We start from the raw sequence: 11,249 nt of genomic DNA, 5'->3' as shown, positions 1-11,249 counted from the left end.
TTTTACTTTACCGTTTTTCATGAAAAAAAATCCTCCTATTGGCTTATACACGTAAGCCATGTGTAAATTCACCAAATTACAACGTGATAGCTTTACCTTCATTTCCTCATCCAAACATCGGTTAAAACTTTGAACAAGCTTGTAATATAAATCTAATCTCGTGCAACGGCTGACTAAATTTTAGCATTCTAATAGCTTAAATGTCAACAAAGCACAGGCCAATAAAAACCTCTATCTTTCTACAATTCTCTCTTGTTTTGGATTATATTCGACAAAATTCGACATTCATTTTAGCGTTTGCATTTTATCAAAAAGAAAGCGTATTTTAGTGCCGGACCAGGAATTGCCATTATGTATAAAATCCCGCTACTTATACAAAAATAACACTCGATATGATCTGAAATACCAAGTGTTTTTCGGAAGATTTTAAATTTGCACCTTTTAGATTCAAAAATTTAGTTCCCCGAGGTCGATACTTCTTCTTCATCTTCTTTAAATTTGTCAAGGATCGTGATTGTGTCTACGAGATGATTGTTAAAGATATGTCTTGCAACGGCTAACAGTTCGATGATCATCGGGTCCTTTAATGTGTAAATGACCTTGTTACCTTCTTTTGTTCCAGAGACAATATTCTTTGCTCTTAACACAGTTAGCTGCTGGGAAACGGCCGACCCTTCACTGCCAACGAGGGTTTGAATTTCATTGACATTCTTATCCCCTTCGGCTAATAGCTCTAAAATGCGGATTCTCAATGGATGTGCTAGCGCTTTGAAAAATTCCGCCTTAAATTGTTGCATTTCAAGATTCAATTTGTCCACTCCCATGCTTTTTTAGAAAGTAGCAGTAAGCTTTGTCCTGCTGCCCTCTACTGCCTCGGCATCTGATAATTTTTTACATTCCCTAAAGGCAAAATGTTTACAACCAAGGCACTTGTTTTTGTTAATTTGCTCAAGGGCATATTGGATGGCTTCACCAGTATGTTCAAAGAAATGTTTTTCGCCGATGATATGATATAAACCTGTCTTTATCAAGACACATTCTGGCTGCGGATTTAAACCTGTTATCATGATTATACCATTTTTCGAAAAATGTCGAACAATACTTGATAAAGTTGCTTCTCCCGTTGTATCCATTAAAGGAACCTTACTCATACGTAACAATAGTATCTTCGGCCGATAATTGATTGTGCTCATAATCGTTTTTTCAAAACTTTCCGCTGCCCCGAAAAATAATGGGCCCTCCACATTAAAAATACTAATTTGTGGGCAATCATTGGTATCAGAGACAATTCCTGACTCTACCTTCTCATGTTTATGTTTTCGATTAGGTAAAGCCTTTGCTGTAACCATCACGTCACTCATTCGTTTGGCAAAAAGGATAGCGGACATGACTAACCCAACCTCAACAGCGATTGTTAAATTCACGAAAACGGTTAATAAAAAGGTAACCAGTAAGACGAGTGAATCTGTCGATTTTGTTTTTAGAATATGGGAAAACACTTTTCTTTCACTCATATTCCATGCTACAACCATCAAGATTGGTGCCATACTTGCTAAAGGTATATACGAAGCATAGGGTGCAAAGAACATCAAGACTAACAAGACAACAATCCCATGGATAATTCCAGAAAACGGTGAAATGGCTCCATTTTTAATATTGGTTGCTGTCCGTGCAATGGCACCAGTTGCTGGAATTCCGCCAAATAAAGGGGTAATCATATTGGCAATACCTTGCCCAATTAACTCTTTATTACTATTGTGACGACTATTCGTCATTCCGTCTGCCACAACAGCAGATAATAATGATTCAATTCCGCCTAGCATCGCAATGATGAATGCGGGCTTAATCATCTTAACAATCATCTCGATATTCAGGTTTGGAATATTTAGTTCAGGTAATGTATTTGGAATTTGTCCATAGGCCGTTCCAATCGTCGCAATTTGTGTTGGGTAAAACCATGTTGCGATGACGGAGGACACAACTAAGCCAATCAGCGGACCTGGAACTCTTGGTGCTATCCTTGGCGTTATGATAACAGTCCCAAAACAAATAGCTGCTGTTAAAATACTAAACAGATTCATAGTGTCTAAATGAACAAAAATTTCTTGAACATTATTAATAAATTCCTCATGTTTTTTTATTCCCTCTAAACCAAGGAAACTAGCAACTTGACCAGTAAATATGGTGACGGCTATTCCTGTGGTGAATCCAATCGTTACAGGTCTAGGAATATACTTAATTAGTGAACCAAGTTTAAAAATGCCCATCAAAAACAGAATAAACCCAGCGAGAAAGCCGGCGATGAGGAGATTTTCATAGCCGTATGTCATGACAATCCCAAATAAAATGGGGATAAACGCACCGGTAGGACCGCCTATTTGATACTTTGATCCACCACATAAGGAGATAAGAATCCCTGCAACAACCGTCGTATAGATCCCATATTCTGGCTTCACCCCTGAAGCAATAGCAAACGCCATTCCCAGTGGAATTGCGATTACCCCGACAATCAATCCTGACAGGAGATCCTTTGGCACATTCCTTATGGAATAATGATGGAATCTATTGTCCATTAACATATTAACCCTTCTCATCTTCTTATTTTATATATCTGATTATTTGAATATATGATAATTTAACTTCTATTTCAAGCATTTTGTCTAAAAATATATTTTTAAAAAACACTTGTTAGTTTATTAGGACCATGTTACAATAGCTAAGCGATGAGCTGAGTTGTGTAAGTCGAGAAACATTCCTTTTGGAGCACACTATGTGGAGTGTGGTTTTTCGCCTCAATACGCGAAGGACGTCTGTGTAAACAGGCGTCCTTTTATTTTTATTCGGTTAAAATTAGCACTTTTTTCCTAAATTTTTTATAATAGAGATAGGTTAGCCATTATATTAAATGGAGGGAAAAAAATGAATAACCACGAAATTGAATATAAAATCTATGGGGATGACATGCAGTTTGTTGAGGTAGAATTGGATCCGCAAGAGACAGTCGTTGCAGAAGCTGGAAGCTTTATGATGATGGAAGATGACATACATATGGAGACTATTTTTGGTGATGGCAGCGGCGGAGGTAACGGAAGCGGCCTAATGGGGAAACTGTTTAGTGCTGGAAAGCGCGTGCTTACTGGTGAAAGCTTGTTTATGACAACCTTCACTAATAATGGTATGGGTAAGAAACGTGTTTCGTTTGCTTCACCATATCCTGGAAAAATCATCCCAATGGACTTAAGCCAGCTTGGCGGGAAAATAATCTGTCAAAAAGATGCCTTTCTTGCTGCAGCTAAAGGGGTTCAAGTTGGGATCGAATTCCAACGTAAAATTGGCGCGGGCTTCTTCGGAGGCGAAGGGTTTATCATGCAAAAGTTAGAAGGCGATGGGCTTGTTTTTGTTCATGCAGGCGGAACGATTATTAAGAAAGACCTCTTGCCAGGTCAGACATTACGGGTTGATACAGGCTGCTTAGTGGCGATGACGAGTAATGTTAGTTACGATATTGAATTTGTAAAAGGGGTTAAAACAGCATTGTTTGGTGGTGAGGGCTTGTTTTTCGCTACACTGCGCGGACCAGGTTCCGTGTGGATTCAATCATTGCCATTTAGCCGTCTTGCCAGCCGAGTCTTCGCAGCAGCACCTGCTCGCGGCGGGGCAAAAGATGAAGGAAGTATTGCTCGAGGCATTTTTGATATATTTAATGGGGATTGATTATGGAGCAGGATCATTTGATCCTGCTTTTTGGTACGAGGAGGATATTTTGTAGATATATTCTAATTTTTGTAGATATGTTCTAATTTTTTGTAGATAAATTTGAAATTTTGTAGATATATCATAAAACCACCATTCTCGAATCCCCTAGAAAAGCAAAAACCGAGCATATGCCCGGTTTCCTCCGATAAAAAGTATTAATTTACCCCCTGAGCCTTATCCCAGGATCCTTGCATTTTACGAATCGTGACAATTTGGCCAATATGATAGGCATTATAAAGTGCTAGAGAAGATAATGTCGTTATCCAGGAACTCTTGGTTTCTGGATTAAAGGACTGGTCTAATTTATCGTCCTCACATGTCTCAATCGTTTCATACCAAATGGACATCATAGAATTAAAACGATCAACTGTCTGTTGCCACCCTAATTCGCCTCTATTATAAAATGTGGTATGATTACTGCCTTCCAATTTTGGACTAGGAATGCCTTTAAATTTGTTTAAGCAGTATTCATTCCAAAACACAAGATGGTTTACCAGCTCCCAAACGGAATTGTCCGATTCTGATTTCTTCCATTTAGCTTGTTCCGGCGTCAGCCCTTCAACTGCACTTTGAAACGAAACAAACCAGCCATTTCTGTTATGAGTAAATAAAAATTGTTCTAAAATTACATCTTTTCGGCTTATCGACAACTCTCCTCAAGTTTTATACTAAGATATATTTTAAAACTAAAACAAAATGCCTGTTTTTTTGCTTTTGCCTGGTTTCCTGCGAATTTTCTCATCGCTTTCGCTCTACTATTTTTGAACAAATTCAAATTTGTCAGAGGAATATGTAATAGCATTCGTATTTTTACCTTTTTTCTCTTTCTTTTTTACTGTCTTAATTCCATATAAATTCTCTTCTAGTTCTTTCTTAATAACATTCACGATGACAATTACCACAAAGAATCCTGCCACTGGAGTTAAGATAGACCATGGGGCACGAAGAAATTCGCTAAAATTTTGACCGATTAAGCCAGCCCATTCATTAGAAAGCGTAGCGGGCTTTGGTGGTTCATCGTACCCTAGAACCCCTGCCCTGTTTCTACCTCCAAGAAACATGCCGAACAGACCAAGCTGCATCGTAATGTGGAGTGTGCTAATAAATTGCTGGACAGTAAATAAAATTCCGTAGGAACGGAGATAGGGCATCAATTGTTTTCTTACAATATGTAGTTTCCCTGCCCCCATCAACTTAGAACTTTGCACAAATGACGTTTTTAATAATTCATCGATTACATCTGAAGCGAATATCGTAACAGAAGGAAATCCGATAAATACAAGAATGATAATTTGATAGGTAACAATGGAAGATATGTCCACGTCATTAAAATCACCCACAATCGGAATCATTAAAATGATGGCAATTAGGATCGATGGGACGTAACGAAACGTAAGAAAGAAGTCTTTCACATAACTTTTTAAGAAAGGCGCCCACACAGATAGGAAAATACCAAAAATCCCTCCAAATAAAACCCTCAATAGAGCAACTCCAAATGCCGAGATTAATGTAAATTTTGCACCATAAAGGAGAAGCCAGTGCATATCCTCACCATTGCGATTGGTTCCCAGTAAATGCTTTTCTGATGGGGGAAACGGTGCCCTGTCAAGAATATCTCCTTGTTCATTTTTCACCAGCACCTGATGATTAAAGTCTTTTGGTCCATAAAAGGGATACAAAATACTCATAATTAGGAGGATCGTAAGCACTGTGGAACCGATGATCGTTTTTTTATATTTTCTCATATACTTATTGGCTCCCTCCCTTTAATCACCCTAGAAATTAGCCATCCTGCTGCCTCCATTACCAATAGTGGAATCGATAACATCAATAAACTGAGAACTAGTGATGCGAAATCTCCGCCCATAAAAATAATCTTTAGAAATTGTTGATTAAACCCATTAATATTAAAAAAAAATTCAACCAGATAAATGTTGGATAACAATACCCACACAATCGTGCGAAGCTGCATTAATAAGAGCGGTACAATATTTCTCATGATATGGACAAGTAGTGTTCTAATCCGCCCCATCCCCTTTGCCTTGGCATAGCGGACATATTGGTGCATTTGTTCCTCATCGATCACTTTGATGAGAAACTGCAGCATTAAGAAAAATGGCAGAAAAGAAACCGTCATAATTGGAACAAAATAGGGTTTATGACCAAATAACCCATACAGCTGTAAAAATTTTAAACCGGTAGAACTATATAGTGTGATAACAAAAAACTGAAATAAAAAGATTACTAATAAATCAGGAACTGCTTCGAAAAAATTGACCAAGCTTTTCAAACGATTTCTTACCTTTTCTGGAGAAAGAATAATCAAAACAGCGATAACTGTTGCAAGGAAAATAATGAGGAGGAGGCTGGCAACGAGAATCGTCATCGTGTACTGATAGCTCTCAGCTATATCTAACTCCTTGAAAAACTCTAAGTAATGAATATCTTTAACATCCACTAATAATTGAAAATCTGACTTCACATTGATCCAGAGTGTTTTGTAATTAAACACCACATGATTCTTTCCGATTCCAAATAAGGATGGAAGATTAAAAATAAAGAGAAAGCCTGCAATTACTAATACAATTCTAATCAGAACACGGAAAAACGGTTTCATTCTTTCTCACCCACTAATTTATACTAAAAAATACAGTCCTTTCCCTTTGTACCATTTAATTGGTATTTTGGCAATATTCTAATTTAATTAAAACAATTTTAATTCAAATGGCTGTGTTAAAATTGTCTGTTGATTTGCGCTCCTGGCGCTTCAATCAAACTTAGTTAGAAAATCAATAATGACCTCTAACACAGCAAATCAAATAAAAGACGATTCGAAATACCGAATCGTCTTTCAACTAGTTAATATCCAACTTCCTTAGTTCGGAGAACATCCGCTCCCGTTTAAGATTATATGTTTGCCATGGCAAACTTTGAGCTGCTGCTTCCTGTTTTCTCTCTAAGAGAATGGTTTTTAATTCCGGTATATTCTTATCTTTTTCATATAAGTCGATTAATCCTAAAACCCCTGTATAGGACAAACTATTGAGGTAGTGAACATCAATTTTGCCGCTCAGTTCGTAACGGGTCATATTTTCATTTACGACGATCTTATCCAGATCAATCACAGTAATCGTTGTATAGTAAATTAGTGAAGAAATAAAATAAAAGTGAAATAGTGAAAGTTTCTCTACCCAAATTTTCACTAGAGTGTACGTAAAAATAACGACAAGAAATATCATAAACGAATGGACTAGCACTCTTGTGAACGTAAATCCATATGCGTCTTCGTACATACTTAATCTTAGGAATGCGGAACTAAGCATGATAGAACTCGCTAGAACGAGGATGGTTAGCATAATTTGTGTTGCTCTTTGCATAAATCTAGCAGCACGATTTACAAAGGTTAACACGATGACAGTTATGGATAGATTGATCAGAGTAACAAACAGGAGTTCAAAAAATCCCTTTCGAGCATATTCTGCATAGGTAAAGTCCGCTTGTAAAGTACCGCTGAAGAAATACCTAAATTGGACGAGTGTAAACAATAGATACACGGCATTTATTAAAACAAGAACCGTAATAGAAATAATCCCATCGATTTTAAATGCCTCTTCGTTTGTTTGCCGTTTTATCACGTTAAAATGTCTGCCAGATAGGATTTGCATAAAGCCAAAGAAAGTTCCAGTTAAGAAAAGAATAATCATTAATCTAATGATCCGCTCAGCATTAATGACTTGGAACCATTGTGGAATGCCGCCTATTAATTGTTCAAACTGAGAGTCTGCCGATATGAGTAAATTCAATACAACAAATAGTATTGGCAGTGAGATTGCAATCCCGAGACCCACCTTTTTCCATATTAATAATTTGTCTTCGTGGACTCCTTGTTTTAAACTCTTTCCTATCAAATTTACGAAACCGATATTAAATTTTAGTGATTGCAGGAGGCGTGTCAAGATTAACGTTATAAAAGCAGGTTTATTCCATTTAATATTTTCCGGAATTGTGATTAACGCTAAATGAAAGATAACCAACCCCGGAATCACCATGATATTTAAAGCATAAAAAAGTATGTTGTTATTTAAGACGTAACTAGCTGAAAGGAGCCAAATACAACAAAGAATCAAGTATCCTAACCGTTGATGGGAAAAACGAAAGTGGCGATAGCGCCACATAAACACCGCGTAAAAAGCAGCAATAAATACGAAGTAGGAGATCCCTATCTCACTGCGAAAAAATGCTTCTTCACCCAAAATTCCAAGCAGTAAACATAAGAATAAAAAGATCCAAGCACCTTTGCCTATTTTTGTTTCTATTTTCGTTTCTATTTTCGTTTCCATTTTCATCCCTCTTTTACTTAGATTTTCTATATATATAGTTTTACTAGGTATATATGCAAAAAAAATGCTTATACCGAAGCTTTTCTCCCCCACCGATAGCCAATCCAACTGATTGGATAAAGGATAATGGTAAAAATGATACAAGCAATAATAAACGTTTTGGTCAATAATGGGGCAAACCAAGCATGCGGGATGATCTCAAATACCGTCAAGACCATTAATAATAAATTAGGAATAAGAGATAGTAAAAACGTCCTATTAAGAAGCACTCTTCCATTATGACCAAATCCCTTTCCAATTTCATATCCTAATAAAGCCCAGAAAAATATATATAAAAAAGCAATTAATGTTGGTATCGCAGTTAAATGATTCCATGCAACCGCAAGCCATTCCCATTGATAGACATTGTGGGCCAAGGTAAGTAAGCTGCCTCCTCCGAAAAAAAGAACATTTAAAAGGATAAACAGCCATTTCATATTACTGGGCGTGACAGAAAATTCTTCTCTCCATATTTGGACAATCTCCTCAGGACTGCCAAGGCGGTATACAAGTAATTCATATATTGCAGCCTCGTCCTGACATTCCGATTCAATCAGAATTTCATCGATATGAGATTCATATTCACGGAGTATTTCTTTTTTATCTAACTGGTTTCCTAATCCCTTTGCCAACTCTTCAAGAAACCTATTCTTCGGCCGTTCCATGCTTCGATCTCCCTATCACTTTGTTCATTACTTTAACAAAGTCTTGCCATTCACGGGTTTTTTCACCCAACAATTCTTTTCCTGCTTTTGTAATTTTATAATACTTCCGGGCTGGGCCCTTTTCCTGCTCCTGCCAATAACACTCTATATACTCTTGTTTTTCAAGCTTGTGAAGTGCAGGATACAAGGTTCCTTCTTTAACACTCAAATCATTATCACTGCGCTGCTCTAGTTCTTTCACTAATTCATAGCCATACATATCCCGCTCGTTTAATAACTGAAGAAGGATTAATGATGTACTGCCTTTGACTAATTCACGGTTAAACATTTTATCACCTACCTAGATTTATTAGGTACATAGAAATTCTATATCAAAACCACGTCATTGTAAAGAACTTAAAAAAATTAGTGACGATTTTCATCGCCACTAATCAGTTCTTCCCCTATTTTACCCTGCCATTATTTCTCAACACTTTAATGTTTTTGTCGCGCTCGCCTCCATCAGATAATTCCTCTGAAAACTCATGTTTTGCAGCATCTCCTACTAATTCGCCTTGCTTGATGGTCCTCGGTGCTAAATTGTTATTGGGTGCTGCTTGTTCATTCCATTTTCCCATTAAAATCACCTCGATAAATAGTATTTGATTTTTCCTACAACTTATCCGAACAATAAAAAACTGCACCTCCAATTGTTAGATCGTGTCCAACAATTGGGATGCAGTTCAATTCAAACTAGATAACCATTTTTTTATTATCATGCAATTGTAATTCTTGTGTTGCTGTACCGTCTACTTCACGGTTCTTTTTAATTCTAAAATGATAAATTAAATAACAAGCTACGACAAACGGTACTCCAAGGTAAAGAGCTAAACGTTGTTCTGAATCAAATGCTAAACTTCCAAGAACAATACAGTTTAATGTTAATGCGATTATCGGCAGAGCCGGATAGAGTGGAGTTCTGAACTTAAGTTCCTCTAACTTCCCGCCTTCACGGATAAATTTTCTACGGAAAGCAATTTGCGAAGCTGTGATCGAGATCCAACCAACTTGAGCACCTAATCCCGCGATAGAAAGGAGCCAAACAAAAACCGTTTCTTCAGCAAAGAATCCTGACAATAATGATAATAAAGCAATTCCAATGGTCAAAATTAGCGCGTTGATTGGAACACCTTGTTTATTTACTTTCGCAAGTGCAGGTCGAGTCATTTTCTCTTTAGACATGGCATATAGCATCCGTGTGGCAGCATATAGTCCGGAGTTTGCAACAGAAAGTAATGCGGTTAGGATAACAAAGTTCATAATGTCAGCTGCATACGGAATACCAATACTGTCAAAAACAACAACAAATGGACTTTCCACTACTCCAGCTTGTTTCATAGGGATTAAGCTGGCTAACACGAAAATGGCTAAAACAAAGAAAAATAATGTACGCCAAACTGTTTGTTTGATTGATTTCGGAATCGTTTTTTCTGGTTCTTCACTCTCACCAGCCGCAATCCCGATTAATTCTGTTCCTTGGAACGAAAAGTTAACAGCAATCATTGTAATAATTAGGGCCGTAAATCCATGTGGTAATAACCCATGTGCTGTGAAATTTGAGAAAAATGGCGCTGGTTGTCCACCTTTTAAGTGAATTAAACCAAACATCGCTGCTCCTCCAAGAACGATAAAGGCAATAATGGCAAAGATTTTAATGCTTGAAAACCAAAATTCAGTTTCACCAAACGCACGAGCAGAGAGGGCATTGAGTGAAAATAATACGACGGCAAAAATTGCACACCACATCCAGATCGGCGAATCCGGAAACCATCTTTGCATGAGCTGTCCTGCAGATAATAACTCCAATGCCACAGTTACAGACCAACCTAACCAATATAGCCAGCCAAGCGCGAATCCCGTACCAGGCCCAATGAATTTCGTCGTATACGTTTGAAATGAACCAGAAACCGGCATAGCGACAGATAATTCACCGAGACATAGCATGGTTAAAAACATGATAAAACCGCCGACTATATAAGAAAGAATCGCACCAGTCGGCCCCGCCTGGCTTATCGTATAGCCTGAACCTAAGAAAAGACCTGATCCGATTACCCCGCCTAATGAGATCATAAATAAATGTCTCGCCTTCATCGTCCGTTTTAATTCATGATTTGAACTGTTTTCCTGTAAATTCATTACATTTCCCCCTTCTCCCCTAAAACGAGAATACGCTTTCAAACCTTTCAATACTAAAATAATAGGATAATTATTTTGCTACAAGGCAAGTGTGGAAAAAACCTTTGCATTAGAAATTATATGAAAATAGTAGTCTATTAACAACAGAAAAATAATTTCTAAATTATCACTATATTTTCAAAATTATTAAATGCAAGTTTCATGCCAAACTTGATTTGCCCTGATTATGAACATTATTTGAACATTATAGCAAAATATGTTTGCATGCACAAAA

General features: G+C 37.2%; 11 protein-coding genes. 1 reads left to right on the top strand and 10 read right to left on the bottom strand.

Annotated elements, in window-relative coordinates; translation table 11 throughout:
• Positions 1 to 455: 455 nt before the first annotated feature.
• Together V7137_RS27490 and V7137_RS27485 are read right to left on the bottom strand one after the other, a co-directional pair.
• Entirely contained in the window at positions 456 to 809 is a 354-nt protein-coding gene (locus V7137_RS27490) for an ArsR/SmtB family transcription factor (RefSeq protein WP_335701011.1), read from the bottom strand.
• Between the two features lie 21 nt (positions 810 to 830).
• A complete protein-coding gene (locus tag V7137_RS27485; RefSeq protein ID WP_335701010.1) occupies positions 831 to 2,579 on the bottom strand; it encodes a SulP family inorganic anion transporter in 1,749 nt (582 codons plus the stop codon).
• Positions 2,580 to 2,919: 340 nt separating this feature from the next.
• Between V7137_RS27485 and V7137_RS27480 the strand changes: the two genes are divergently transcribed.
• Positions 2,920 to 3,714, top strand: coding sequence for a TIGR00266 family protein (locus V7137_RS27480; RefSeq protein ID WP_335701009.1), 795 nt, complete (start codon positions 2,920 to 2,922; stop codon positions 3,712 to 3,714).
• A gap of 197 nt (positions 3,715 to 3,911) precedes the next feature.
• Here the strand turns inward: V7137_RS27480 and V7137_RS27475 are convergent, their stop codons facing one another.
• The 8 genes from V7137_RS27475 to V7137_RS27440 all read right to left on the bottom strand — a co-directional run bounded on the left by V7137_RS27475 (position 3,912) and on the right by V7137_RS27440 (position 10,975).
• Positions 3,912 to 4,406 (bottom strand): DinB family protein, encoded by a 495-nt coding sequence (locus V7137_RS27475; protein ID WP_335701008.1) that lies wholly within the window; start codon positions 4,404 to 4,406, stop codon positions 3,912 to 3,914.
• A gap of 105 nt (positions 4,407 to 4,511) precedes the next feature.
• On the bottom strand, positions 4,512 to 5,501 hold the full coding sequence (locus V7137_RS27470) for an ABC transporter permease (RefSeq protein ID WP_335701007.1): 990 nt from the start codon (positions 5,499 to 5,501) through the stop codon (positions 4,512 to 4,514).
• Positions 5,498 to 6,373, bottom strand: a complete 876-nt coding sequence (locus V7137_RS27465; protein WP_335701006.1) for an ABC transporter permease subunit — start codon at positions 6,371 to 6,373, stop codon at positions 5,498 to 5,500. Before V7137_RS27465 ends, V7137_RS27470 begins: the two co-directional genes overlap by 4 nt.
• Positions 6,374 to 6,611: 238 nt before the next feature.
• Complete coding sequence (locus tag V7137_RS27460; RefSeq protein WP_335701005.1) at positions 6,612 to 8,096, bottom strand: DUF4153 domain-containing protein; 1,485 nt, start codon at positions 8,094 to 8,096, stop codon at positions 6,612 to 6,614.
• 68 nt (positions 8,097 to 8,164) lie between these two features.
• Positions 8,165 to 8,800: an HAAS signaling domain-containing protein gene (locus V7137_RS27455; RefSeq protein WP_335701004.1), complete on the bottom strand. Its 636-nt coding sequence runs from the start codon at positions 8,798 to 8,800 to the stop codon at positions 8,165 to 8,167.
• Positions 8,781 to 9,128 (bottom strand): PadR family transcriptional regulator, encoded by a 348-nt coding sequence (locus tag V7137_RS27450; RefSeq protein WP_026566891.1) that lies wholly within the window; start codon positions 9,126 to 9,128, stop codon positions 8,781 to 8,783. Before V7137_RS27450 ends, V7137_RS27455 begins: the two co-directional genes overlap by 20 nt.
• 115 nt (positions 9,129 to 9,243) lie before the next feature.
• The gene (locus tag V7137_RS27445) at positions 9,244 to 9,417 is read right to left on the bottom strand and encodes a hypothetical protein (protein WP_335701003.1); all 174 of its coding nucleotides are present in this window, start codon (positions 9,415 to 9,417) and stop codon (positions 9,244 to 9,246) included.
• 115 nt (positions 9,418 to 9,532) lie between these two features.
• Positions 9,533 to 10,975: an amino acid permease gene (locus V7137_RS27440; protein ID WP_335701002.1), complete on the bottom strand. Its 1,443-nt coding sequence runs from the start codon at positions 10,973 to 10,975 to the stop codon at positions 9,533 to 9,535.
• Positions 10,976 to 11,249: the final 274 nt, after the last annotated feature.

Origin of the sequence: Neobacillus drentensis (genome assembly GCF_036962765.1) — a bacterium.
GTDB classification, from domain to species: domain Bacteria; phylum Bacillota; class Bacilli; order Bacillales; family Cytobacillaceae; genus Neobacillus; species Neobacillus drentensis_C.
This window is presented reverse-complemented; position numbering and strand designations above follow the sequence as displayed.